The sequence below is a fragment of the Thermomonospora cellulosilytica genome (assembly GCF_014138835.1).
GTDB classification, from domain to species: Bacteria; Actinomycetota; Actinomycetes; order Streptosporangiales; family Streptosporangiaceae; genus Thermomonospora; species Thermomonospora amylolytica.
The window spans coordinates 3774064-3798846 of sequence record NZ_JACJII010000001.1; the positions used below are offsets into that span (position 1 = coordinate 3774064).

19 protein-coding genes are annotated in these 24783 nt (G+C 74.6%); 12 read left to right on the plus strand and 7 right to left on the minus strand.

The features are described from left to right. The 6 genes from HNR21_RS17810 to HNR21_RS17835 all read left to right on the plus strand — a co-directional run bounded on the left by HNR21_RS17810 (position 1) and on the right by HNR21_RS17835 (position 6797). Positions 1–360 carry a hypothetical protein gene (locus HNR21_RS17810; RefSeq protein ID WP_119731110.1) on the plus strand — a complete coding sequence of 120 codons (360 nt, stop codon included), beginning with the start codon at positions 1–3 and terminating at the stop codon, positions 358–360. A 66-nt stretch (positions 361–426) separates the two neighbouring features. Continuing rightward, the gene (locus HNR21_RS17815; protein WP_182706072.1) at positions 427–732 is read left to right on the plus strand and encodes a DUF3817 domain-containing protein; all 306 of its coding nucleotides are present in this window, start codon (positions 427–429) and stop codon (positions 730–732) included. A gap of 69 nt (positions 733–801) precedes the next feature. Beyond that, positions 802–1722 carry a bifunctional helix-turn-helix transcriptional regulator/GNAT family N-acetyltransferase gene (locus tag HNR21_RS17820; protein WP_182706073.1) on the plus strand — a complete coding sequence of 307 codons (921 nt, stop codon included), beginning with the start codon at positions 802–804 and terminating at the stop codon, positions 1720–1722. Positions 1723–2638: 916 nt separating this feature from the next. After that, positions 2639–5035 (plus strand): endopeptidase La, encoded by a 2397-nt coding sequence (gene lon / locus HNR21_RS17825; protein ID WP_182706074.1) that lies wholly within the window; start codon positions 2639–2641, stop codon positions 5033–5035. 248 nt (positions 5036–5283) lie between these two features. Continuing rightward, a complete protein-coding gene (locus HNR21_RS17830; RefSeq protein ID WP_182706075.1) occupies positions 5284–6303 on the plus strand; it encodes an NAD-dependent epimerase/dehydratase family protein in 1020 nt (339 codons plus the stop codon). Further along, positions 6303–6797 (plus strand): nitroreductase family deazaflavin-dependent oxidoreductase, encoded by a 495-nt coding sequence (locus HNR21_RS17835; RefSeq protein ID WP_182706076.1) that lies wholly within the window; start codon positions 6303–6305, stop codon positions 6795–6797. Before HNR21_RS17830 ends, HNR21_RS17835 begins: the two co-directional genes overlap by 1 nt. On the opposite strand, the gene HNR21_RS17840 is transcribed toward HNR21_RS17835, so the two are convergent. Next, positions 6734–7288, minus strand: a complete 555-nt coding sequence (locus tag HNR21_RS17840; RefSeq protein WP_233358788.1) for a VanZ family protein — start codon at positions 7286–7288, stop codon at positions 6734–6736. The genes HNR21_RS17835 and HNR21_RS17840 overlap by 64 nt on opposite strands. A gap of 184 nt (positions 7289–7472) precedes the next feature. Between HNR21_RS17840 and HNR21_RS17845 the strand changes: the two genes are divergently transcribed. The 4 genes from HNR21_RS17845 (at position 7473) to HNR21_RS17860 (ending at position 11341) form a co-directional block, all read left to right on the plus strand. Then, the gene (locus HNR21_RS17845; RefSeq protein WP_182706078.1) at positions 7473–8330 is read left to right on the plus strand and encodes an NAD(P)-dependent oxidoreductase; all 858 of its coding nucleotides are present in this window, start codon (positions 7473–7475) and stop codon (positions 8328–8330) included. 148 nt (positions 8331–8478) lie between these two features. Continuing rightward, a complete protein-coding gene (locus tag HNR21_RS17850) occupies positions 8479–9468 on the plus strand; it encodes a sugar ABC transporter substrate-binding protein (RefSeq protein WP_182706079.1) in 990 nt (329 codons plus the stop codon). After that, complete coding sequence (locus HNR21_RS17855; protein ID WP_182706080.1) at positions 9465–10508, plus strand: ABC transporter permease; 1044 nt, start codon at positions 9465–9467, stop codon at positions 10506–10508. Before HNR21_RS17850 ends, HNR21_RS17855 begins: the two co-directional genes overlap by 4 nt. Further along, on the plus strand, positions 10505–11341 hold the full coding sequence (locus HNR21_RS17860) for an ATP-binding cassette domain-containing protein (RefSeq protein WP_182706081.1): 837 nt from the start codon (positions 10505–10507) through the stop codon (positions 11339–11341). Before HNR21_RS17855 ends, HNR21_RS17860 begins: the two co-directional genes overlap by 4 nt. A 248-nt stretch (positions 11342–11589) precedes the next feature. On the opposite strand, the gene HNR21_RS34725 is transcribed toward HNR21_RS17860, so the two are convergent. The 5 genes from HNR21_RS34725 to HNR21_RS17885 form a co-directional block, all read right to left on the minus strand. Then, positions 11590–13425, minus strand: coding sequence for a serine/threonine-protein kinase (locus HNR21_RS34725; protein WP_220500200.1), 1836 nt, complete (start codon positions 13423–13425; stop codon positions 11590–11592). A gap of 213 nt (positions 13426–13638) precedes the next feature. Continuing rightward, positions 13639–16791, minus strand: coding sequence for a coiled-coil domain-containing protein (locus HNR21_RS17870; protein WP_312881080.1), 3153 nt, complete (start codon positions 16789–16791; stop codon positions 13639–13641). Next, the gene (locus tag HNR21_RS17875) at positions 16788–17438 is read right to left on the minus strand and encodes a hypothetical protein (protein ID WP_119731100.1); all 651 of its coding nucleotides are present in this window, start codon (positions 17436–17438) and stop codon (positions 16788–16790) included. Before HNR21_RS17875 ends, HNR21_RS17870 begins: the two co-directional genes overlap by 4 nt. Next, the gene (locus HNR21_RS17880; protein WP_312881081.1) at positions 17435–18019 is read right to left on the minus strand and encodes a hypothetical protein; all 585 of its coding nucleotides are present in this window, start codon (positions 18017–18019) and stop codon (positions 17435–17437) included. Before HNR21_RS17880 ends, HNR21_RS17875 begins: the two co-directional genes overlap by 4 nt. After that, a complete protein-coding gene (locus HNR21_RS17885) occupies positions 18016–19233 on the minus strand; it encodes a hypothetical protein (protein ID WP_182706082.1) in 1218 nt (405 codons plus the stop codon). The genes HNR21_RS17880 and HNR21_RS17885 overlap by 4 nt, the downstream gene beginning before the upstream one ends. Positions 19234–19412: 179 nt before the next feature. Between HNR21_RS17885 and HNR21_RS17890 the strand changes: the two genes are divergently transcribed. Beyond that, the gene (locus HNR21_RS17890; RefSeq protein ID WP_182706083.1) at positions 19413–21908 is read left to right on the plus strand and encodes an ATP-binding protein; all 2496 of its coding nucleotides are present in this window, start codon (positions 19413–19415) and stop codon (positions 21906–21908) included. 441 nt (positions 21909–22349) lie between these two features. Beyond that, positions 22350–23300, plus strand: a complete 951-nt coding sequence (locus HNR21_RS17895) for an AMP-binding protein (RefSeq protein ID WP_119731096.1) — start codon at positions 22350–22352, stop codon at positions 23298–23300. Between the two features lie 9 nt (positions 23301–23309). Here the strand turns inward: HNR21_RS17895 and HNR21_RS17900 are convergent, their stop codons facing one another. Then, on the minus strand, positions 23310–24743 hold the full coding sequence (locus tag HNR21_RS17900; protein WP_119731095.1) for an aldehyde dehydrogenase: 1434 nt from the start codon (positions 24741–24743) through the stop codon (positions 23310–23312). Positions 24744–24783 lie beyond the last annotated feature (40 nt).

Genomic DNA, 24783 nt, shown 5'->3' on the forward strand with positions numbered 1-24783 from the left:
GTGCGACGGTTCTTCACCCCCGGCTGGCTCGGCCTGCATGCGCTCGCCCTCGCCCTGTTCACCACGTTCCTGTGGTTCGGGTGGTGGCAGCTGAGCCGGGCCCAGGAGGGCAACGACCGCAGCTGGGCCTACGTCTTCGAGTGGCCGGTCTTCGCGATCTTCGTCGTGGTGATGTGGGTCAAGATGATCCGCGACGAGCTGAACGACGACGGCAAACCCCGCGAGCCGATGCCGCTCAAGCCGGAGCCGCCTCCCGCCAAGGACGAGATCATCCGGTCCCAGGAGGAGGAGGACGAGGACCTGGCGGCCTACAACCGCTACCTCGCCCGCCTGAACGCCCAGCAGAGCCGGCGCGGCTGAGGCCGTCGCCGACCGATCTGTGCCCGGGGCCGGCTCCCGCCTGCCCCGTCGACGAAGGAGTGACCCGTGGAAGCGGCGATCGAGCGGTACCGCATCCTGTCCATCGTGGTCGGGGTGATGCTGCTGCTGTTGGTCTTCGTGGCCGTCCCGTTCCGTTACATCGGCGGGAACCCGACGCCCTCGGCGTTCATCTCGCCCACCCACGGCTTCCTCTACATGGTCTACCTGGTCGCCGCGTTCGACCTGCACCGCCGGGCGAAGTGGCCGCTCAAGCAGTTCCTGATCATGGTGTCGGCGGGCCTGCTGCCGTTCCTGGCGTTCTACGTGGAGCGCAGGATCGTCCGCGAGGCGCGGGCCCTGGCCGGCTCCTGACCCCTGGACCGGGCGGAACCGCCCGGCCTATTCTTTGACCCAGTCAAAGAATAGGCCGAGGAGGCCGCCGTGCCCGTCACCGCCGACGAGATCGCCGCCGTCCGCTCCTTCAACCGCTGCTACACCAGGATCATCGGGGTGCTCGGCGAGGGGCTGCTGCACACGCCCTACTCGCTGACCGAGGCCCGGGTCATCTTCGAGCTGGGGCGGCGCGAGGTCGCCGAGGTCGCCGCGCTGCGCCGCGACCTGGACCTGGACCCCGGCTACCTGAGCCGCATGCTCGCCCGCTTCGAGTCCGACGGGCTCATCGTCCGGGAACGCGCCCCCGGTGACGCCCGCCGCCAGGTCGCCCGGCTCACCCCGGCCGGCCGGGACGTGCAGGAGATGCTCGACAAACGGGCCGGCGAGGACATCGGCGCGCTGCTGGAACGCGTCCCGCAGACCGACCGCGCCCGGCTGCTGACCGCGATGCGGACGGTGCAGAACCTGCTGGCCGAGCCCGCGCCGCGGTCCCCCGTCGTGCTGCGGCAGCCGCGCCCCGGCGACCTGGGCTGGGTGGTGCAGCGCAACGGCGAGCTGTACGCCGCCGAATACGGCTGGGACCACACCTACGAGGCCCTGGTCGCCCGCATCGTGGCCGACTTCGCCGCGGACCACGACCCCGGACGCGAGCGCGCCTGGATCGCCGAGCTCGACGGGGAACGGGTGGGCGCGGTCTTCTGCGTCCGCAGGGAGGAGACGGTGGCGCAGTTGCGGCTGCTGCTGGTGGAGCCGTCCGCCCGGGGGAGGGGCGTGGGGACCCGCCTGGTCGACGAGTGCCTGCGGTTCGCGGCCGGGGCCGGGTACGCCGAGATGATGCTGTGGACCAACGACTGCCTGACGGCGGCGCGGCGCGTCTACGAGCGGGCCGGGTTCGTGCTGGAGTCGCAGGAGCCCCATCACAGCTTCGGCCGGGACCTGGTCGGCCAGTACTGGCGCCGCCCCCTGTGACCGTCCGGGCATGCGCACGGCCCCGCGGAGACGGGGACTCCGCGGGGCCCAAGGGGTCGCAACGGTCGAAGTGATCGCTCAAGGCGGCCGGTCCGGTTCACGCGCCGGCCGGTCCGCCGCGCCGTCTCACGGGCGCATCCCAGGTGCCAGGCGACCACCCCCCTCCCTGCGCCGCGATGGGAAGCGACCGGACAGGGCCCGGCGGCCCGGCTCGGGGTGGCGTGCCGGGCCAGATACGCCACCCCGAGGTGCGAGGCGGGGCGCCGGTGCCGCGGGGGCGTGCGGCACCGGCGTCCACCGCGTGCGCCACGCCGGCGGGGACGCCGCACGGCGGGGCCGGGAGGCTGGTCCGGGACGGCCGAGGATCCGAGGTGTGTCCCGGTCTACGCGCACCGCGCCGCGCGAGGCGATGTGGCGGGTGCGCGGCAAGGGCCGACGTGGTGAACGGGGGAGCGTCGTGCCGGGAGCATCCTCGGTCGTCCGGACCGGGCACCGCGTGGCCGGGAGTGCGGCGCGGGCGGTCCCGCTCCCCGACCGAAGTCCGGGGAGCGAGGCCGCCCTCCGTGCCGTCCGCCGCATCCGACCCTCCTGGTGACGGGGTGCGGAGCCGGACCGTCTTTGCCGGTCCGAGGGGTTCTCCATCACCCTGCGTCGCTGTCTCGTTGCTGTAGGTACCCGGATGTCACGGTGACGTAAACGCAGGTCAACGAAGATTCGTGGGAACGGGCGCCCGGCTCCCCGCCCGTCCGCCCCCGGCAAAGCCCCGATCGCCCGACGCGGCCGGGTGTTCCGCGGATCCGGTGGCGGTCCCTGGTGATCGCTCAGGGCGAACGGATCGGGGAAACAAAACTCGGCTCCGGTTTCTTGAGTGGAGATGACTCAACCTTTTGGTGGGCCCCCGAGTGATGGAGTGAGCATGAGCGAGACCCTGACCCTGCCGGTGCTGCCCCTGGACGACGAGGTCGTGCTGCCCGGGATGGTGGTGCCGCTGGATCTGTCGGCCGCCGAGGTGCGCGCCGCGGTCGAGGCGGCGCGGGTCGCCGAACGGCCGCGCGGCCCCGGCATACGGTCGGCCGGCAAGCCCCGGGTGCTGCTGGTGCCGCGGATCGACGGACGGTACGCGGCCGTCGGCACCCTGGGCGTCATCGAACAGGAGGGCCGGCTGCCCGGCGGCGGCCCCGGGGCCGTGGTGCGCGGCGTGTCCCGCGTGCGCATCGGCACCGGGACGACCGGGCCCGGGGCGGCGCTGTGGGTCGAGGGCGCCGAGGTGGACGTCCCGTCCGGCGGGCCGCGCGCCCGGGAGCTGGCCACCGAGTACAAGGCCCTGGTCGGCGCGATCCTGAGCAAGCGCGGCGCCTGGCAGGTCGTGGACGTCGTGCAGCGGATCGACGACCCGTCCCTGCTGGCCGACAACGCCGGCTACGCCCCGTACCTGACCCTCGAGCAGAAGATCGAGCTGCTGGAGACCCCCGACGTGGTCGAGCGGCTGGAGCGGGTGACCGGCTGGGCCCGCGACCACCTGGCCGAACTGGACGTCGCCGAGACCATCCGCAAGGACGTCCAGGAGGGCATGGACAGGCAGCAGCGGGAGTTCCTGCTGCGGCAGCAGCTCGCCGCCGTCCGCAAGGAGCTGGCCGAGCTGACCGGCGAGTCCGCCGGCGAGGAGGACGACTACCGCGCCCGGATCGAGGCCGCCGACCTGCCCGACGAGGTCCGCGAGGCCGCGCTCAAGGAGGTCGACAAGCTGGAGCGCGCCTCCGACGCCTCGCCCGAGGGCGGCTGGATCCGCACCTGGCTGGACACCGTCCTGGACATCCCGTGGAACGAGCGGACCGAGGACGCCTACGACATCGCCGGCGCCCGGGCCGTCCTGGACGCCGACCACGCGGGCCTGGAGGACGTCAAGGAACGCATCATCGAGTACCTGGCCGTCCGCAAGCGCCGCGCCGACCGGGGCCTGGGCGTCGTCGGCGGACGCCGTTCCGGCGCGGTGCTGGCGCTGGTCGGCCCGCCCGGCGTGGGCAAGACCTCGCTGGGCGAGTCGGTGGCCCGCGCGATGGGCCGCAAGTTCGTCCGCGTCGCCCTCGGCGGCGTGCGCGACGAGGCCGAGATCCGCGGCCACCGCCGCACCTACGTCGGCGCGCTGCCCGGCCGGATCGTCCGCGCCGTCCGCGAGGCCGGGGCGATGAACCCGGTGGTGCTGCTCGACGAGATCGACAAGGTCGGCGCGGACTACCGGGGCGACCCGACCGCCGCGCTGCTGGAGGTGCTGGACCCGGCGCAGAACCACACGTTCCGGGACCACTACCTGGAGGTCGAGCTCGACCTGTCCGACGTGCTGTTCCTGGCCACCGCGAACGTGCTGGAGAACATCCCCGGCCCGCTGCTGGACCGCATGGAGCTGGTCCGGCTCGACGGCTACACCGAGGACGAGAAGGTCGTCATCGCCCGCGACCACCTGCTGCCGCGCCAGCTGGAGAAGGCGGGCCTGGAGCCGGGCGAGGCCGTGTTCGCCGAGGACGCGCTGCGGATGCTGGCGGCCGAGTACACCCGCGAGGCGGGCGTGCGGTCGCTGGAGAGGTCGATCGCCCGGGTGCTGCGGAAGATCACCGCGAACGTGGCGCTGGGCACGGCGACCCTCCCGGTGAGGGTCGATGCCGCCGACCTGCGGGGCTACCTGGGGCGGCCCAGGTTCACCCCGGAGACGGCGCTGAGCGAGGGCGAACGGCGCACCGGAGTGCCGGGCGTGGCGACGGGCCTGGCGGTCACCGGAGCGGGCGGGGACGTGCTCTACGTGGAGGCGTCGCTGGCCGACCCGGAGACCGGCGACACCGGGGTGACGCTCACCGGCCAGCTCGGCGACGTGATGAAGGAGTCCGCCCGGATCGCGCTCAGCTACCTGCGGTCGCGGGGCGCGGAGCTGGAACTGCCGGTCGGCGACCTGAAGGACCGGGGCGTGCACATCCACGTGCCCGCCGGGGCGGTCCCCAAGGACGGGCCGAGCGCGGGCATCACCATGACGACCGCGCTGGCGTCGCTGCTGTCGGGCCGGCAGGTGCGCCCGGACGTGGCGATGACCGGCGAGGTGTCGCTGACCGGCCGGGTGCTGCCGATCGGCGGGGTCAAGCAGAAGCTGCTGGCCGCGCACCGCGCCGGGATCACCACCGTGCTGATCCCCAAGCGGAACGAGCCCGACCTGGACGACGTCCCGGCCGACGTTCTGGAGCAGCTGACGGTGTTCACGGTCGGCGACGTCCGGGAGGTGCTGGACCTGGCGCTGGAACCGGCCGCGACCGCCGCGGCGGCCGCCTGACCCGGCCCTGACCGGCCGGCCCGGGGCCCGGAAAGAGGACAGGGCCCCTCGCCCACCCCAGGCGAGGGGCCCTGCTCCGTTCCACCCCAACGAGTAGACGCGCGGGGTGCCCACAATGTTCCTTACCGCGGGTGCATTCTTGTGTGGCATAGGACACTCCCGAAGTGGCGTCCGGGTGACCCCTCCCCGGCGTCCCGGTGAACGGGCCTGATGAGGCCGCGTTCGCCGGCGCGCACTAGGTTTCGCCCATGCGCGTCTTCGTGACCGGGGCCACAGGCTTCGTGGGATCCCATGCCGTCGCCGCACTCCTGGACGCCGGGCACACCCCGCGGCTGCTCGTCCGCGACCCCGCCAAGGCCGCCCGCGTGCTGGCCGCCCTCGGCGTCGACACCGGGAGCGTGGAACTGGCCACCGGGGACATGCTCGACGGGAACGCGGTCGCCGCGGCGCTGGACGGCTGCCGGGCGGCGATCCACGCGGCCGCCTCGGTCGGCGTCACCGGCGGGGGCGGGGACCTGGTGGAGATCAACGTCACCGGCACCCGCAACGTCGTCGGCGGGGCCGTCGCCCGGGGCCTGGACCCGGTCGTCCACGTCTCCACGATCGCCGTGTTCGTGCCGCCGCGCGATCCGGTCATCACCGCGGACGGCCCGCTGGCCAGCCCGCGCAACGCCTACGGCCGTTCCAAGGTCGCCGCCGAACGGTACGTGCGGGGTCTGCAGGACGAGGGCGCGCCCGTCACGATCGTCTACCCGGGCGGGGTCGTCGGACCGCACCAGCCCGTCCTGGACTCCCTGATGGAGGGCCTGGTGGCGGCGTTGCGGCTGGTGTGGCCGCTGCCGCGCGGGGGAGTGAGCGTCATCGACGTCCGCGACCTGGCGGAGGCGCTGGCCCGGTGCGTCGTTCCCGGCCAGGGGGCGCGGCGCTGGGTGCTCGGCGGGCACCACCTGACGTGGCGGAGGTACGCCGACCTGTGCGAGGAACTGACCGGGGCGAAGGTCCGGCGGCTGCCCGTGCCCGGTGCGGCGTTGCTGGCGGCGGGTGTTCTGCTGGACGCGGCCAAACGGGTCCGGTCGTTCGACTATCCGCTGACCAGGGACGCCGCCGAGTTCATGATCCGGCTGACGCCCACCGACGACCGGCCCGCCCTGGACGCCCTCGGGATGAAGCTCCGTCCGGTCGAGGAGACCCTCGCCGACTCGTTGCGCTGGCTGGGGGAGGCAGGGCACCTTGATGCCGAGCGCGTCCCCTTCACCAGGAGCACCTGATGGCCGACCTGATCCGCAAGATCCTGGGACCGCCGCTGCAGCGGATGTCCGGCGCCCGCTGGTTCGCCCGCGTCGGGCCGAAGGTCGTGCCACCGGTGGACCGGGCGCTGCACCGGATCACCGGCGGGCGGGTCATGCTCGGCCGGCTCGTCGTCCCGAGCCTGCTGCTGACCACCGTCGGCAGCGTCAGCGGGCGGCCCCGCCAGGTCCCGCTGGCCTGCATGCCCGAACCGGACGGCGGCTGGATCGTGGTCGGCAGCAACTTCGGCCGCGAACGCCACCCGGCCTGGACCACCAACCTGCTCAAGGAGCCCACGGCCACCGTCGGCTACCAGGGGCGCACCGTGCAGGTCACCGCCCACCTGCTGGACGAGGGCGAACGCGCCGAGATCTGGCCCCGTCTGCTGGAGGTCTGGCCGGTGTACGACCGCTACGCCGAACGGGTCGAGCGGGAGCTGAGGGTCTTCCGGCTGGTCCCCGACCCGTCCGGCTGAGGCCGCCCGCGCAGCAGATGCGACAGCTTGCGGCCGACCAGCAGGTAGGCCAGCACCACGCCGGCGGTGTTCAGGATGATGTCGTCCACGTCGAACGCCCGGCCGAGCACCACCGTCCCCTGCACGGTCTCGATCGCCAGTGACGCCATCGCGCCCACCAGCGCCAGCCGCAGCGGCCCCCGCAGCCGGGTCGACACGATCGGCAGCAGCACCCCCAGGGGCGCCAGCAGCACCATGTTCCCGCCGATCTGCCGGGCCGCGTCCCAGGTGGGCTGGTCCAGGTAGAACCGCAGCGAGTGCCCCGGGTCCACGTTGCCGCCCGCCTGGCCCCGGTCGTTCACCGGGCTCAGCGTCAGCCGGGCCGCGTAGTAGGAGAAGACGCCGAGCGCGCCGAGCGCCACGAGCACGGCCAGGACGCGCAGGACGATCACGTACCAGGGGGGCCGGCGGCGTTCCGAGGCGGTGGGGGGTCGGCGGGTCGACGTGAGCACACGCTCCTCCGGGGGGTCGAAGGGTCGGGGCGATCCGGTGGGGCATGTGCCCTTCCGCCCGGCGAATATGCGGATCCGCAGGTTTTCCACAATCGACGTGGTTCCTTCCGGGCCCGCATCGTCCGGTCCATGCTGGACACGCTGTGCACACCCGCACCGAACCTCCGGACGAAGGAGAGACCATATGACCGGCACGAAGATCGCCGTGCTCGGCACCGGGATCATCGGCGCACCCGTGGCGCGGAACCTGAGCCGGGACTTCGCGGTCCGCGTCTGGAACCGCACGCGCGCCAAGGCCGAGCCCCTGGCCGCAACGAACGGCATCGAGGTGGCCGGCACGCCCACGGAGGCCGTCACCGGGGCCGGCATCGTCGTCACCGTCCTCAAGGACGGGCCGACCGCCCTGCGGGTCATGCGGGACGCCGCGCCCGGCCTCGCCGAGGACGCGATCTGGATCCAGCTCGGCACCGTCGGCGTGACCGCGATCGAGGAGCTGGCCGGTTTCGCCGAACGGCACCGCCTGGTCTTCTACGACGCGCCCGTGCAGGGCACCAGGCAGCCCGCCGAGAGCGGCCGTCTGGTGATCCTGGCGTCCGGCCCGGAGGACGCCCGGGCCCACGTCCAGCCGGTGTTCGACGCCATCGGCAGCCGCACCGTGTGGGTCTCGCCGCGGCCCGGCGACTCCAGCCGCCTCAAGCTGGCGCTCAACAGCCTGGTCCTCGCGCTCACCCACGGCACCGCCGAGAGCCTGGCGCTGGCCGAGGCGCTCGGCGTGGACCCGCGGCTGGTGGTCGACGTGGTCACCGGCGGACCGCTGGACAGCGGGTACTTCCAGACCAAGGCGGCGGCCATGCTGAACGGCGCCTACGAGCCCGCGTTCGCCCTGGCCAACGCGGCCAAGGACACCCGGCTGATCCTGGAGGCGGCCGAGGTGGCCGGATTCCACGCCGACCTGGCCGCCGGGGGCCTGCGCAGGTTCGAGCGGGCGCTGGAGAAGGGACACGGCGACAAGGACATGGCGGCCTCCTACCTGGCGGGCTGAGCGCACCGGGGCCGACCGGGATGGACCGGGCAGGTCTCCGGTCGGCCACAGGTGCGCAAGCCCGGACCCGGCGTGAGCAGAGGCGCCGGGGGCAGGGCCATTATTTGTGATCGCGACGTGTTCCCACCCCGACAGAACGGAGAGGCCGATGAAGCGCATGGCAGGCGTCGTCCCCCGCGCCGCCGCCGCGGCGGCGGCGATGGCACTGGCGCTCGGCGGATGCAGCGGCTCGGGCGGAAAGAAGGCCGAGCAGGACGCCGAGGCGGGCGGCGCCGGACCGCGGCTGAAGATCGCGATGATCACCCACTCCGGGCCGGGCGACACGTTCTGGGACATCGTGCAGAAGGGGGCCAAGGCCGCCGCCGCCAAGGACAACGTCGAGTTCCTCTACTCGGCCGACCCGGACGGCGGCAAGCAGGCCCAGCTGGTGCAGACCGCCATCGACCAGAAGGTGGACGGCATCATCGTCACCCTGGCCAAGCCGGACGCCCTCAAGGACGTGCTGGCCCGGGCCAGGGCGGCGAACATCCCGGTGGTGTCGATCAACTCCGGGGCCGACAGGTCGGCCGCGCTCGGCGCCGTCGCCCACTTCGGGCAGGACGAGACCATCGCCGGGGAGGCCGCCGGGGAGCAGCTGGAGAAGATCGGCGCCACCAAGGCCGTCTGCGTGATCCACGAGCAGGGCAACGTGGGTCACGAGGCCCGCTGCGCCGGCGCCGAGAAGACCTTCGGCGGCCGGATGGAGAACCTGTACGTGCAGGGCACCAACATGCCGCAGGTCAAGTCCTCCATCACCGCCAAGCTGCAGAGCGACCCGGGCATCGACGGGATCCTGACCCTCGGCGCCCCGTTCGCCGCCACCGCCGTCGACTCGGTCGAGCAGACCGGAAGCTCCGCCAAGGTCGGCACCTTCGACCTCAACAAGGACCTGATCGCCTCCATCCGGAACGGGTCCATCTGGTTCGCCGTCGACCAGCAGCCGTACCTCCAGGGCTACCTGGCGGTGGACGAGCTGTGGCTGCTGAAGACCAACGGCAACGTCATCGGCGGCGGCCGGCCCGTGCTGACCGGACCGGCGATCGTCACCAAGGACAACGCCGACACTGTCGCCCCGTTCGCCGACCGGGGGACCCGGTGAGCCAGGCCGTGCTGGACGTCGCGGCGGACGAGCGCCTGGCCGGGCGCTCGCCGCTGCGGCGGCTGGCCGGCCGCCCGGAGGTCGGGGCGCTGCTCGGCGCGGCCGCGCTGTTCGTGTTCTTCGCCCTGGTCGCCGACTCGTTCCTGCAGGCCGCGTCGCTGTCCACGGTGCTGTACGCCAGCAGCACGTTCGGGATCATGGCGGTGTCGGTGGCGCTGCTGATGATCGGCGGCGAGTTCGACCTGTCGGCCGGGGTGATGGTCACCACCGCGGCGCTGCTGTCGGCGATGCTCAGCTACCAGCTCACCCTGAACGTGTGGGCCGGGGTGGCGATCTCGCTGGCGCTGACGCTGGGCCTGGGCCTGCTGAACGGTGTGCTGTACGTCCGCACCCGGCTGCCGAGCTTCATCGTCACCCTCGCCACGTTCTTCATGCTGGCGGGCGCCAACCTCGGCGTCACCAAACTGGTCACCGGCAACGTCGCCACCGACTCCATTCGCGACATGGACGGGTTCGCCTCGGCGCGGGCGGTGTTCGCCGCCGACCTCGACGTCGGCGGCGTGCAGGTGAACGTGACGGTGCTGTGGTGGCTGCTGTTCACCGCGGTCGCCACCTGGATCCTGCTGCGCACCCGCGCCGGCAACTGGATCTTCGCCTGCGGCGGGAACCCGCAGGCGGCCCGCGCGGTCGGCGTGCCGGTCGACCGGGTGAGGATCGCCCTGTTCATGGGGGTGGCCTTCACCGCCTGGTTCTCCGGGATGCACCTGCTGTTCGCCTACGGGACGGTGCAGTCCGGGGAGGGCGTGGGCAACGAGTTCTCCTACATCATCTGCGCGGTGATCGGCGGCTGCCTGCTCACCGGCGGGTACGGCTCGGCGATCGGCGCCGCGATCGGGGCGTTCATCTTCGGGATGACCAACAAGGGGATCGTGTACGCCGAGTGGGATCCCGACTGGTTCAAGTTCTTCCTGGGGGCGATGCTGCTGCTGGCCACCGTGGTCAACCTGGTCGTGCGGCGACGGGCGGAGCTGTCGAGATGAGCGCGGACACCCCGCTGGTGAGGCTCACCGGCGTCGGCAAGAACTACGGCAACGTCATCGCGCTGCGCGACGTGGACCTGCGGGTCGACGCCGGCCGGGTGACCTGCGTGCTGGGCGACAACGGGGCCGGCAAGTCCACCCTGATCAAGATCATCGCCGGTCTGCACCGGCACGACGCCGGCAGCTACGAGGTCGAGGGGCGCCAGGTGGCGTTCGACTCCCCGCGCGAGGCCCTCGACCGGGGGATCGCCACCGTCTACCAGGACCTGGCGGTCGTCCCGCTGATGCCGGTGTGGCGCAACTTCTTCCTCGGCTCGGAGAAGCGCCGCGGCTTCGGCCGTCTCGACGTGGAGTACATGCGCCGCACCACCAAGGCGGAGCTGGCCCGCATGGGCATCGACCTGCGCGACGTGGACCAGCCCGTCGGCACCCTGTCCGGCGGCGAACGCCAGTGCGTGGCCATCGCCCGCGCCGTGCACTTCGGCGCCAAGGTCCTGGTGCTGGACGAGCCGACCGCCGCCCTCGGCGTCAAGCAGGCCGGGGTGGTGCTGCGCTACATCGTCCAGGCCCGCGAACAGGGCCTCGGCGTCGTCTTCATCACCCACAACCCGCACCACGCCTACCCGGTCGGCGACCGCTTCCTGATCCTCAACCGCGGCCGCAGCATCGGCCACCACACCAAGGATCAGATCACCCGCGACCAGCTGATCTCCCTGATGGCCGGAGGCGCCGAACTCGAACAGCTCGCCCACGAGCTGGAGACCATCGCCGCCGGCCGTACCGCCGCCCGCGAACTCACCGAGGAGACCGACACCAAGCCCCCGCCACCCTGACCACCCGCCCGCCGCCGCCCAGGGCACCGACTCGCCACCCCGTCGCCCGCCCGTCCGGACGGCCGCCGGCCCACCGCCGCCTTGACCATCCACTCGCCCGGCACAGGGCCACCGCCCCGACCGATCGCCCGCCTGAGCGACCGGTGCCGGGTCGCGGACGTCATGCCCGGTTGTCCGTCCGGGCGGCTGGTGGTCGGGGTGTTGCCTGGTCGGTTCGCGTCCGGGGCTCGGTCGTGGAGTGGGGGTGGTCAGCGGCCCTGGGCCAGGCGGAGGACTTCGGGTTTCAGCAGGTCGGCGAGCTGGGGGTAGGGGATCTCGCGGGTGCGGTCGCCGGCGCACTGCTCGCGCTGGCGGAACGTGAAGACCAGGCGGTCGGAGGCGAACATGGGGCCGGTCGCGGCGACGCCGCCGATCAGGCGCAGGCCGGAGATCGGCGTGAACGGGCAGTCCACCTGGCCGTCGCCGAGCGGCGGGGGCGGGGGGACACGGCGGGAGAGGAGGGCCGCGTCGTCGGCGAGGGCGGCCGGGGTGAAGATGTCGGCCGGGGTGAGGATCCGGCCGCGGGTCAGGTCGACGTTGACGGACTTGACCCTCGGGGAGATCCCGCCGCCCGCGTACACCGGATTCTCGATCATGTAGCGGACCGACAGCAGGCGGGGGCCGCGCTGGCCGTAGGAGACCTTGATGTTCAGCCGCATGGGAGGGCCCACCGGACCGCCGCCGGCGGCAAGGTCGGGGCGGACCTCCTGCCAGTGGGCGCGGTAGTCGGCGACGGCCTGGTCGACCGGGGCTCGCAGGGCCTGGTTGATGCGCTGCTGCGCCGCCCGGTCGGGCAGGCCGCTGACGACCGCGTACTCGGCGCCCTGCACGACCAGGTTGATGTCCGGCAGGTTCGCCGAATGCGTCCGGGTCGTCGCGGCGACGTTCACCACCGGCGGCGCGGCCGGGGGGTCGTCGTTCTGGACGGTGTAGACGACGCCTCCGGCGGCCACGGCGGCGGTCACCGCGAGCGCCGTGGCCACCTTCGCGCCCGTCCCCGCCAGCAGCCCCGTACCGGCGCCCCCTGCTCCGGCGGTGCCCGCTCCTCCGGCCCCGGCGACGCCTCCCACCCCGGCGGCGGTGCCCGCGGCTCCCGCTCCGGTCGCCCCTCCCGCACCGGCCGCGGCTCCGGCTCCGGTGGCGGCGCCGACCAGGCCCGCTCCGGCCGGGGCGGCCAACCCGGCCGCGACCAGCGGGAACAGGGCGGCCAGGGTGACGGCCGTGGCGGCGAGGGTTCGTACGCCGCGGTCCTCCCAGTCCGCGCCGTAGGCGGCGCGGGCGGCCTGTTCCAGCTCGTCGACGAACGCGGCGGCTCCCGGGGGACGTTCGGCCGCGTTCTTGGCCATGCCCCGCACCACCAGCGGACGCAGCGGTTCGGGAACGTCGTCGACCGGGACGGGGGCGGTGGCGTGCTGCGCCATCAGCGCCATGCGGTCGGCGGCCGGGTAGGGGCGGCGGCCGGCGATGCATTCGTAGAACACGCACGTCGCCGCGTACACGTCGGTGGCGGGGGAGGCGGGCTCGTTCCGCCACTGCTCGGGGGCCATGTAGTAGGGCGTCCCGGCGCCCGAGGCGGTGCCCGCGGGCGTGGCGATGCCGAAGTCGATGAGCTTGCTGCGCCCGTCCGCCGGGACGATCACGTTCGCGGGCTTGTAGTCCCGGTGGACCACCCCGACCGCGTGGGCGGCGGCCAGCCCGAGCAGCGAACCCTTGAGCACGGTCAGCGCCGCCTCCGGCTCCAGCCTCCCGTGATGGGACAGGACCTCCTTGAGCGAGGCGCCGTTCACCGCCTCCATGACGATCGCGGTGCCGCGCTCGCTCTCGACCAGCCGGTACAGGCGCGCCACGTGCGGGCTGCCGACCCGGCCGAGCATCCGCGCCTCGTGCCGGAACCGGTCGCGGTCCTCCTCGCCGGCCTGCGCGGGCAGGTACTTGATCGCCACCGGAGCGCCCGACTCCTCGTGCACGGCCAGCACCACCCGGCCCTGCCCGCCGCTGCCGAGCTCCCGGACCTCCCGGAACCCGGAGACCTCCCACGCCGCCACGGATCCGTCCCTTCACATCACCGGAAACGCCGCTTTTGTGACGCCACCGGAGCGGAACCGGTTCGCGTCCAGGCCGCGACGCGGGGGCGGGTCCGCGTTCGGACGGCGGGGCGGAACAGGATTCGTCCAGGCGGCGCCACGGGGCGGGGTCGCGTTCGGCTGACGGGATGGACCCGGGTCCGCGTTCGGACGGTGGAGCGAGGCGGGGCGCGTTCAGGCGGTGACGCTGGGGCGGGTGGCGCTCACGTGTTCGGCGAGCAGGCGGACGCGGGCCTCGTGCTCGTCGTAGCCGACGACGACCGGGGGTTCGTTGTACGGCATGGCGTCCGACGAGCGGCGCAGCTTGACGTACTGGCCGCAGGCGTCGATGGCGTACGGCTCCATGTCGTCCTGCAGCGCGCCGATCACCGTGATGCCGTGGGTCTCGCCGATCCGGCGGAACAGCGCCACCGCCTCCTTGCGGTGCTCCTTGCCCAGGTTGCGGCCCAGCTCGTCCAGCACCAGGACCAGCCGGCCGCCGCCCGAGCTGGCCAGCGCCGCCGCGCACACCAGCTTGACCGCCTTCTCGTCCATCAGGGCGGTGTTGGCGCGCCGGTTGTACGGCACGTACCGCTGGCCCTCGGACCGCCGCCACTTGGGCACGACCCGCCAGCGCCACTCCTGCTCGGGGTCGGCGGGCGGCTCGGGGGTGGGGAACTCCAGCGTCGCCCCGTATCCGCCGTAGGCCAGGTCCAGCTTCTCGAACTCCTCGGCGACCCGCTGCAGCCGCGCCCGGATCGCGGCGGTCAGCGCGGCCCGGTGCGCCGCCGCCGCGTCCGCCGCCTCCTCCGCGCCGGTCTGCGCCTTCTCCATGTCGATCCGGCGGGCCGACAGCTGCACCTCGATCTGCCGCCGCTGGTGCCGCTCGTAGTCCTCCTGCTGCCGCAGGTAGCTCTCCAGCGCCTTGGCCAGCCGGGGGAACGTGGACTGCTCGCGTTCGGTGCGGCGGCCCTCGCCCTCGGCCCGTTCGCGCAGCAGGAACCGGATCTCCTCCGGCATGTCCTCGTCGCTCACGCCGTCCGGGAACACCCGCCGCAGCGCCTCGCTGAGATGCTTCTCGGCGGTGTGCCACCACTCGTCCGGCGTCCAGGTCCGCTCGTCCTGGCCGAGCGCCAGCAGCCACTCCTCGGCGGACTCGATCGAACCGCCCCACTGCCGCTGCAGGTCCTCCAGCCCGAGCGCCACCCGCCGGTCGGCCAGCTCGGCGGCCTGCTCGCGGGTCTTGTCGCGGGTGCGTTCGTGGGCCTCGCGGCGGCCGCGCAGCCGGTCGATCTCCAGCGCGCGGGTGTCGGCCTTGGCCTGCAGCCGCCGAACGGTCTGCTCGGCGGCGCCCAGCCGGGGACCCAGCCTGGCCTCGCCCGACGCCAGCGCCTCCAGTCGTTCCCGCAGTTCGGCCATGGTCTCCATGACCTCGGCCAGCTCGGTGGCGGCGCGCGCCCCGGCCAGCCGCCGCCCGGCCAGCGCGACCTCGGCGGAGGCGTCGGCGGCCTGCTGCCGGGCGGTCTCGACCGCCTCCCGGGCCTCCTCCAGCGCCGCCCGCGCCGCCTGCACGCGCGCCACCCGCCCGGTCACCGGCTCGGGGAAGCCGCCCACCACCACGACCCCGGTCGCGTCCTCGCCGGACAGCGCCGCGAAGAACGTCCCCAGCGCCGCCCGGCAGCCGACCCCCTCGGGCAGGCCGTCCGCCGCCGCCTCGCCGGTCAGCGGCCCCTCCGCCGGAACGATCATCGACCCGGGCAGGGCGCGCAGCGCCTCGACGGCCGCGGGCACGTCCGATGCGGCGACCACCACCGCCTCCCGGTACGGCCACAGCGCCTTCTCCCAGCGCTCCCGGGCCCGCGGGGCCAGGTCGATCACGTCCAGCAGCCCCACCGCCGCGATCTCCGCCGCGGCCAGCGCCCGGATCTGCGCGGGGGCGCTGCTCTCGCCCGCCTCGGCGGCGGCCAGGTCCCGTTCGGCCTGGGCGAGCCGGCCCTTGGCCATCCCGAGCCGCTGCTGGGCCTCGTCGCGGCGGGCCTCGGCCTCGGCCAGCTCCTTGACCGCGGCGTCCTCGTCCCGGTCGTCGGCCTCGCGCCGCCGGTCCTCCAGCGCCGACACCTGGCGGCGCAGCTCCTCCAGCCGGTCCCGCAGCACCGCCTTGTCCTCGCCGATCCGGTCGGCCCGGCCGCGCAGCTCGGCCAGCTCGGCGGACGCGGCGGCCAGCCGCTCGTCCAGCTCCCCGCTGGTCAGCTCCTCGATCTCGCGGTCCACCGCCCGGATCGCCTCGGCCAGCTCGGCGGACTCGGCGCGCAGCCGTTCCAGCTCGCGCTCGCAGGAGGCGTCGGCCTGGGCGGCGTCCACCAGCAGCCGGGCCTGCCGGGTCCGCCAGTGCCGCAGCGCCGCCTCCACCTCCCGGCGGGCGGCGTCGCGGCGGTCGAACGTCCTGAGCAGCGCCTCGGCCTCGGCCTCCCACTCGGCCAGCCGCTCGCGCGCCTCGGCGGCCTTGGCGCGCTCGCGGTGCTCGTCGGCGCGGGACTTGCGTTCGGCCTCCAGCTCCCGGTCCAGCCCGGTGAGCGCGGCGATCGCGCCGAAGATCCGTTCCGGCGGGATCTCGTTCAGCGGCTGCGACAGCAGGTTGGTGGCGACCTTGCTGCGCACCGAGGTCGACAGGAACGACACGCAGCGCACCTGCCCGCCGTACAGCACCCGGCCCAGGTCCTTGGCCACGAAGTCGCGGCGCCCCGCCGAACGCGGCAGCTGGGCCCACAGCCGGTCGGCCAGCGCCACCCGCTCGGCCTCCGACGGCGCCGTCGCCAGGTGAACGCCGTGCCGCCAGCGGATCTCCAGATGCGGCGCGTCCACGTTCACCCGCAGCCACACCGTCACCGCGTCGTCCAGCCCGCCGACGGCGTGCTCCGCCGAGCCCGCCGACCCTCCGGCGTGTTCCGTCAAGGGGGCCGGTCCCTCTGGGCCTGCCGTGTCTCCGGCGAAGACGCCGATGATGTAGCCGTGGTCGGCGCTGGCCCACCGGCTCTCGCCCTGCGCCGCCAGCTCGGCGTTGAACAGCAGCTCCGCCACCGCCCGCGCGCCCGACGCGAACCGCCACTGCTCGTCGCCCAGCAGGGCGGTGATCGCCGCGATGAACGAGGACTTGCCCGCCCCGTTGGAGTCCTTGGGGCCCTGCCCGGCCACCACGATCAGCGTGCCCGGAACGGTCGGCACCGGATGGGTCGACAGCCGCGAGATGTTGATCGCCTGCACCGCGATCAGCGCGCGGTCGCCCACCACGTTCTCGGTGTCCCCGCCCGGCAGGGACAGCGTCCCCGTGACCTCCCCCGTGACCGTCACGCCCGTTCCTTCCGCATGCCGCGCCGCCGCGCCCGGATCGCCGCCGCCAGCGGCGAGTCCGGCCCGGCGGCCAGAATCAGCTGTTCCTGCAACCGCCGCCGCGCCGCCTCGGTCAGCCGGTGGAACTGCGGGCCGGGCACGTACCCGCCCGACGCCTCGTCCGCCCCGGCCTTGACGTGCGCGACCAGTCCCGCCGCCCGCAGCCGCCGCAGCGCCCCCTCCAGCTCGGAGATCGTCAGCTGGGAACGGCGCCGCAGCTCCTCCAGCGGCGCCGGGTACGGCGACAGCCACGAGTCGTCGGTCAGCAGGCCCTCGGCCCGCGGGATCGCCACCGAGTGGATCAGCACCAGCGCCAGCACCGCCCGGTCGGAGACCGGCGGGACGCACGCCGGGTCGGCGGCCAGCGCCTCCCGCACCCGGTCGGCGTAACCGGAGATCCACCGCGCCGGCGAGGTCTTGATCAGCGTCCGGCCCGACAGCTCCAGCATCCGCTCCAGGGTCCGCCGCAGCGCGGGCTCCCGCAGCGCGGGGAACCGCACCTCCGGCACCGGCTCGGCGGCGTGCTCCACCGCCATGTACGCCGCGACCAGCTCGGCCCGGCGCTTCTCGTCGTACGGCCGCAACAGCGGCTCGAACAGCTCGCTCACCCCGCCTCCGCCGAGGACGCGGAGGCTTCGGAGGAACCGCCCTCCCCGGCGGAACGCACCTCCTCGACGGGTGGCGGGGGCATCCGGCGGAGCAGGGCCCGCAGCGGGGCCAGCGACTCCTCCGCCCACAGCGCGGTGCGCGGGCCGGGGCGGACGGTGCCGGCCTCCTCGTCCAGCAGCAGCCAGCCGGTGTCGGCCAGCCGGCGCAGGTCGCCGACCGCCCAGCGGCGCTTGAGCTCGGCGTCGCCGCGGGTGGTGGCCACGTACACCTCCAGCACGTCGGCCAGAGGGGCGGCGTCGCCCGGCCACGGGGAGTCGTCCAGCCGCCGCCAGCAGCAGCGCAGCGCCGCCGCCAGCACCCGGCGGGCCTGGCCGGGCCGGTCCAGCGGCATCGCGGCGGTCTGGTACTCCTCCAGCACCGCCGGGGTCGCCCCGTCCGGCCAGGACGGCAGCGCCCACACCCGTTCGCGGTCACCGACACGGGTCAGCCCGGCGGGCACCGGCTCGCTCGCCGGCGCCGCCACCGGACCCGTGATCCTGGCCCGGGCCCGCGCCAGCACCTGCGGATCCAGGTCCGTCACCGGCCGGCCTCCCCGGTGCGCTCGAACACGCCGTCCGACAGCCACGACGGGGACGCGCCAGGCCGGGGCCGCAGGCCGTCCGACCACACCAGCCGGTACGGCAGGTCCGGCCGCAGATGCGCCGACGACAGGTCCGCCAGCAGCCGCCGCGCCGCGGGCCAGTCCCGGTCCAGCACCTCCCGCAGCTCCACCCGGTCCCGGCCGCGCAGCACCTGCTCGGCGACCATGACCAGCCGGTCGTCGTCGGAACGGGCGGCGGGCGGGCGACCGGCCAGCCCCGGATCCGGGATCGACGGACGGGGCGGCGCGGGACGCGGCGGGGTGCTGCGCGGCCCCTCCTCCACCGCCGTCACGATCGCCGCCGGGTCGTGCCAGGGCGCGGGCGCGTCGAACACGAACCCGTCCAGCACCGCCGCCAGCTCCTCCCGCGACGCCGTCCGGGCGAACGTCCGCCACGTCTCCGGCGGCAGCAGCGTCAGGTTGCGGGTGGTGCCCGCCGAGTCGGTCAGCCGCGCGGCGGCCCGCCGGGACGCGTCGCCGTAGGCGTGGATGGCGGCGCGCAGCTCGGTGCAGGCGCGGTCCAGTTCGGGCCAGCGGCGCAGGATCGCGCCGTGCAGCCGTTCGGCCCGTTCGATGGTCTCGGCGGTGCCCCACAGCTTGGGCGCCTGCTCGCGCAGCTCCTCGATGGTGCCGCTGGCCAGCGTCAGCAGCTCCACGCTCCACAGCCGGAACGCCCGCGCCAGCCCCTCGGCGCCCGCCCGCGCCTGCCCGGCGGTCATCCGCGGGTCGGCGACGTTCAACTGCTCCAGCGCCAGCAGCCGGTGCATCTCCGACTGGCCGCCGTCCAGCATCATCCGCCGCACGAACATCAGCCCGACCACGCTGGTGAACGAGGCCCGGTAGCGGAGCTGGTTGGGCTTGGGGAACACCTCGCGGATCGCGCCGAGCCCCTTGAGCACCCGCAGCCGGTTCTCGAACGCCTCGGCCGGGTAGCGGCGGCACACGTACCGCATCTGCTCGCGGCTCAGCCCGTCCTCGCCCGCCTCGGCGAACGCCGACAGCAGCGTCTCGGCGATGTCCACCAGCTCCGGGTCGTCCACCACGGCCCCGGCGTCGCGCGCCAGGGCGGCGAACATCTGCCGGTAGACGCCCAGCACGGCCTCGCCGACGAGCACGTCGTCCAGCGACTCGGGGGTCTGCGACAGGGAGGGCACGGCGCACTACCGTACCGCCGCTTCCGGGGACGCCGGACCGCCGCGCGGCACCCCGCCTGCCAGGAACAGATACTTTCCGTCTGGAAAACAGGACGGGGTGCGGCCGGGGGTGCAAGACTCCCGAAAACAACTTCGGATGTCGGGCCAGCCACCAAGATCACCACCCCGGACCAGGGCACATGACACCGCAGACCGTCACCACCGACGCCGTCTCCGGGCGGCACCGCCTGCCCGCCGAGCCCACCCCGTTCATCGGCCGCGAACGCGACCGCGCCGACGTGTCCCGGCTGCTGTCGCAGACCCGCGCGGTGACGCTGTGCGGCCCCGGCGGCATCGGCAAGACCCGGCTCGCGCTCCAGGTGGCGCGGGCGCTGGCCGACGAGCACCCGGACGGGGTGTGGCTGGTGGAGCTGGCCGACGTGACCGCCGACGGATCCGACCCGGACACGGTGGCCCGCCGGGTCGCCGCCGCCTGCGGGATCGCCGGCGAGCACGGCCGGGCGCCGCTGGACACGCTGGCCGCCGCGCTGCGCCCGCGCCGGGCGCTGGTGGTGCTGGACAACTGCGAGCACCTGGTGGAGGAGTGCGCCGAACTGTGCCGGACGCTGCTGACCCGGTGCGAGCGGCTGCGGATCCTGGCCACCAGCCGCGAGCCGCTGCGGGTGCCGGGGGAGAACGTGTGGCGGGTGCCGCCGTTGTCGGTGCCGTCCGCCGGCGAGCCCGATCCGGGCCGGCACGAGGCGGTCCGGCTGTTCCTGGCCCGCGCCACCGCGGCCCGCCCCGACTTCGCGCTGACCGAGGGCAACACCGCCGCGCTGGTGCGGGTGTGCCGGGCCCTGGACGGGGTGCCGCTGGCGCTGGAACTGGCCGCCGCCCGGGTGCGGGTGCTGTCGCTGGAGCAGATCGCCGACCGGCTGGCCGACCGGTTCCGGCTGCTGACCGCGGGCGACCGGACCGCCCCGCCGCGGCAGCGCACGCTGCGCGGCGCGATCGACTGGAGCCACGAGCTGCTGTCGGACCCGGAGCGGATCCTGCTGCGCCGGCTGTCGGTGTTCCGCGGCTGGACGCTGGACCAGGCCGAACGGGTGTGCGCCGACGGGCTGCTGCCGCCGGAGGGCATCTTGGACCTGCTGACCGCGCTGGTCGACAAGTCGCTGGTGGTGATGGACCGGGAGGTGGCCGGGGAGAGCCGGTTCCGGCTGCTGGACAGCATCCGCGAGTACGCCGCGCAGCGGCTGGCCGAGGCCGGTGAGGAGGGCGAGCTGCGGGACCGGCACCGGGCCGCGGTGCTGGCGGCGCTGGAGCACGACGCCGAGATCGGGGTGGGGGCGCGCCCGGCCTCCTGGCGGCAGCGGGTCGCGGTGTTCCAGCGGTACGACGCCGAGCAGCACAACCTGGGCGCCGCGCTGGCCTGGTGCCGCGAGCGCGGCGACATCGACGAGGGCCTGCGGCTGTGCCTGGCGGCCCGGCTGTACTGGGGGTCGTGCGGCCACTACGCCGAGGCCGTCCGGTGGATCGAGCGGTTCCTGGAGCGCGCCGACGAGGCCTCGCCCGGCCTGGTGGGGGGCGCTCTGGTGATGCGCTCCCTGGTGGCGTTCGACCTGCGCGAGTACGACCGCGCCGAGGAATGGGCACGGGACGGGGTGGAGCGCTGCCGCGCCTTCGGCGGCGGCCCGATGCTGTCGGCCGGGCTCAGCGTGCTGGGGCAGGTCGCGCTGCGGCGGGGCGACGAACGGCGGGCGCTGGACCTGCTGGACGAGGCGCTGGCGGTGGCGCGGGCCGCCGGCGACCGGTGGAACGAGGCGCTGGTGCTGTACGCCAGGTCCGCCGCGCTGCGCCGCCGGGGCCTGCTGCGGGAGGCCGAGGGCCCGGCGCGGGCGGGCGTGCGGATCATGCGCGAGCTGGACCATCTGTGGGGGGTCGCGCTCGGCCAGACGATGCTGGGCAGGCTGGCCTGGTCGCGCGGCGACCTGGGCGGGGCGCGCCGCCGCTTCGAGGAGGCGCTGCGCCCGCTGCGGGAGATCGACGCCCGGCCGGCGATCATCCGCTGCCTGCTCGGCCTGGCGCGGTGCGCGCTGGGACAGGGCGACCTGGAGGCCGCCCGCCGGATGCTGGCCGAGAGCCTGCGGCTGGGCATGGCGGTCGGGCTGCGCATCACCGTCGCCCGCGGCCTGGAGTCGTGCGCCGAACTGCGGATGCGGGAGGGCGACGAGCGCACGGCGGTGCTGGTGGCCGCGGCCGCCACCGCGCTGCGCGAGGTGATCGGCGTTCCGCCGCGGTCGGACGGCGGCGCGGCGGCGCGGCTGGAGGGGGTCGTGGAGCAGGCCCGCCGGCGGCTGGGACGGCAGGCGGTCGCGCAGCTGTGGGGCGAGGGCCTGGCCATGTCCGCCGAGGAGGCGGTGGCCTGCGCGCTGGCCGCGCCGGACGCCGCCCCGGCGGGCCCGCCGCCCGCCCCCGCCGCCCCGGTGACCCCGCCGGGCATGCTGACGCCCCGGGAACTGGAGATCGCCCGGATGGTCGCACGCGGCCTGAGCAACCGCGGGATCGCCGCCGAGCTGGTGATCAGCCCCGCCACGGTCGCCCGGCACGTCACCAACATCCTCACCAAGCTGGGATTCGGCTCGCGGGCGCAGATCGCCGCCTGGGCAGTGGACAACCTCGCCGCTGGCCGCTGAGCCCCGGGATGTGTACGCATCCCGTCACGCGGCGCACGGCGTTTCTACACACCCGACATGCATAGCTCGGTGCATGTGCGGAAGGGGAAGGGGACGTACCGTGTGACGGCACGATCCTCGGCGTGCCGGCCGTGCGGATCCCGGCCACCGCCACCGCGGTGACGGGACGGCGGCCGGTCCACGCTGTCCGGATCGGCGCGCCGCCGCTCCAGCCCGCCACGACGGGCCGGAGCCGCATGCGGCGCACCACCCCGGGCGCGTTCGCGCCGCGGAGGGACCGGGCCAAGCGTCGCGCGCTCCGGCCGTGAGCGTCTGCCGCCTAGGAGGGGAGGAGGCAGCCGCACCCGGAGCGCGCGACGCCGCCCGGCCCGCCGGATCTGCACATGGAGCTACACATTTCTGTGGATGCGTGAGCGGCCGTCGCCTCCGTAGGGTCGGCCCATGGTTCTCGGCGGGGCATGTGGATCGTTCCAGTGGCGCCCGGCGGACGCCCGGGACGCGGCGCCCTGGACGACGCCCGCCACGGCGGTGTTCGAGGAGGCGCGGCGGCAGGCCCGTCAGGCCCCGGCCAAGCCCGCGGTCGTCGACGGCGCCCGCACCCTGACCTACGGCGAACTGGCCGCGCAGGTCCCCGCCCTGGCCAGGGGGCTGGTCCGGCGCGGCGTACGGCCCGGCGACTTCGGCGCGCTCCACTTGGACGACGCCTGCGATCTGGCGGTCGCGGTGCACGCGGTCGCCGCCGCCGGAGCGGTGCCGGTGCTGCTGCCGCCCGAGGCCGGCGAGGACGAGCTGGCCGTCCGGCTGGTCGAGCACCAGGTGTGGTTCCTGTTCACCTGCGCCGCCCTGGCCGGTCCGGCGCTGGCCGCCACCGAACGCTCCTACGTCCGGCAGGTCTTCGCGTTCGGCGAGGTGGCGGGGGCGACGTCGTGCGCCGACCTGGCCGCCCCGCCGGGTCCGTGCGGCGTGGAGGGCCCGCCGGTGCGCGTCGCGTCCGAGTGGTCGCTGTGCACCCCGGACGGGTGCTTCACCCACGCCGACCGGCTGGCCCGCCTGACGCGCCGGTCCGGGACGCTGGGCGTCGCCGGGACCGACGTGCTGGTGGCCGCCGCGGAGCTGGGACGCACCGCCGAGACCTGGGCCGGGCTGATCGACCTGGCGCTGGCGCACGGCGCGACGTTCGTGGCGGCGTGCGGCGCCGGCGGACCGGCGCTGCTGGCCGCCGCCGAACGGCACCGCGCCACCATCGCGGTGACCACCCCGGCCGCACTGCGCGCCCTGGACGCGGGCCCGGCACCGCTCCCGGGCCTGCGCCTGGCGGTCACCGACGAGCCCCCGCCGGACATCGCCGCCACCTACCGGCGGCACGGCTGGACCGTCGTCGCCGCGGGCTGAGCGCCCCGCTCAGGCCGGGCGCGGGATGGACTTGTGCTCCAGGTACGGGGCCAGCCCCTCGGGACCGAGCTCACGGCCGATCCCGCTGTTCTTGAACCCGCCGAACGGGGTGTTGGGGTCCAGCACGTACATGTTGACGCCGCAGCTTCCGGTGCGGATCCGCCGGGCCACCTGCACGCCGTGCTCGACGTCGGCGGTCCACACCGACCCGCCGAGGCCGTAGTCGCTGTCGTTGGCGATCCGGATCGCGTCGGCCTCGTCCTCGTAGGGGATCAGCGCCAGCACCGGCCCGAAGATCTCCTCCCGGGCGATCCGCATCGAGTTGTCCACGTCGGCGAACACGGTCGGCGCCACGTACCAGCCCTTGTCGCGGGGCCGCGACAGCCCGCCGGTGACCAGCTTGGCGCCCTCCTCTTGGCCGATCCGGATGTAGCCCTCGACCCGTTCCTGCTGGCGGCGCGCCACCAGCGGGCCGATCTCGGTGGAGTAGTCGGCCGGGTCGCCGACCGTCAGCGAGCCGACCATCGAGGCCAGCGCGTCGGCGACCTCGTCGTAGCGGCTGCGCGGGGCCAGGATGCGGGTCTGCGCGGCGCACGCCTCGCCGTTGTTCATCAGCGAGGCCATCTTCAGGCCCTCCATGGTGGCCGCCAGGTCGGCGTCCTCCAGCAGGATCGCCGCCGACTTGCCGCCCAGCTCCAGGGTGCAGCGCTTGAGCCGCTCGCCGCACACCGCCCCGATCCGGCGCCCGGCGGCGGTGGACCCGGTGAACGAGACCTTGTCCACGTCCGGGTGCGCCACCAGGTACGCGCCGACCTCGCGCCCGGCGGGCACGAAGCTGACCACGCCCTCGGGGATCCCGGCCTCGATCATCCACTCGGCCAGCAGATAGGTGTCCAGGGGGGTCTCGGGGGAGGGCTTGGCCACCACCGTGCACCCGGCGATCAGCGCGGGGGCCAGCTTGAGCATCAGGGTGAACTGCGGGACGTTCCACGGCACGATCGCCGCCACCACGCCGACCGGTTCCCGGGTGACGGTGACCGGCCCGAGCATCCCCGGCCGCTCCTCCTCCCAGGTGTAGGAGGAGGCCAGGTCCACGTAGTACTGCAGGACCTGCTGGGGGATGGCGGCCTGCCCGAACACCGAGAACAGGATCGGCGACCCCATCTCGGCGGTGACCAGGTCGGCGATCTGCTGCTGCCGCTCGGCGTAGATCGCCGACAGCCGCCCCAGGATCTCCGCCCGCTCGGCCGGCGTCATCCGCGGCCAGGGCCCGTGGTCGAACGCCCGCCGGGCGGCGGCCACCGCGCGGTCGATGTCGGCCTCGGTGCCCTCGGGGACCCGGCCGATGACCTCCTCGGTGTGCGGCGAGATCACCTCGATGACACCGGTGCCGGCGGGGGCCGTCCACTCGCCGCCGATGAACAGCCGGTCGTGCTCGTGCATGCCGCGCCCTCCTGAACCCTGACCGAATGCTTGCTTGGTC

Coding starts and splice junctions, on each gene's coding strand:
- HNR21_RS17830 (WP_182706075.1), top strand. CDS start 5,284: ATGCGCGTCTTCGTGACCGGGGCCACAGGCTTCGTGGGATCCCATGCC.
- HNR21_RS17845 (WP_182706078.1), top strand. CDS start 7,473: ATGACCGGCACGAAGATCGCCGTGCTCGGCACCGGGATCATCGGCGCA.
- lon (WP_182706074.1), top strand. CDS start 2,639: ATGAGCGAGACCCTGACCCTGCCGGTGCTGCCCCTGGACGACGAGGTC.
- HNR21_RS17860 (WP_182706081.1), top strand. CDS start 10,505: ATGAGCGCGGACACCCCGCTGGTGAGGCTCACCGGCGTCGGCAAGAAC.
- HNR21_RS17835 (WP_182706076.1), top strand. CDS start 6,303: ATGGCCGACCTGATCCGCAAGATCCTGGGACCGCCGCTGCAGCGGATG.
- HNR21_RS17900 (WP_119731095.1), bottom strand. CDS start 24,743: ATGCACGAGCACGACCGGCTGTTCATCGGCGGCGAGTGGACGGCCCCC.
- HNR21_RS17890 (WP_182706083.1), top strand. CDS start 19,413: ATGACACCGCAGACCGTCACCACCGACGCCGTCTCCGGGCGGCACCGC.
- HNR21_RS17895 (WP_119731096.1), top strand. CDS start 22,350: ATGGTTCTCGGCGGGGCATGTGGATCGTTCCAGTGGCGCCCGGCGGAC.
- HNR21_RS17850 (WP_182706079.1), top strand. CDS start 8,479: ATGAAGCGCATGGCAGGCGTCGTCCCCCGCGCCGCCGCCGCGGCGGCG.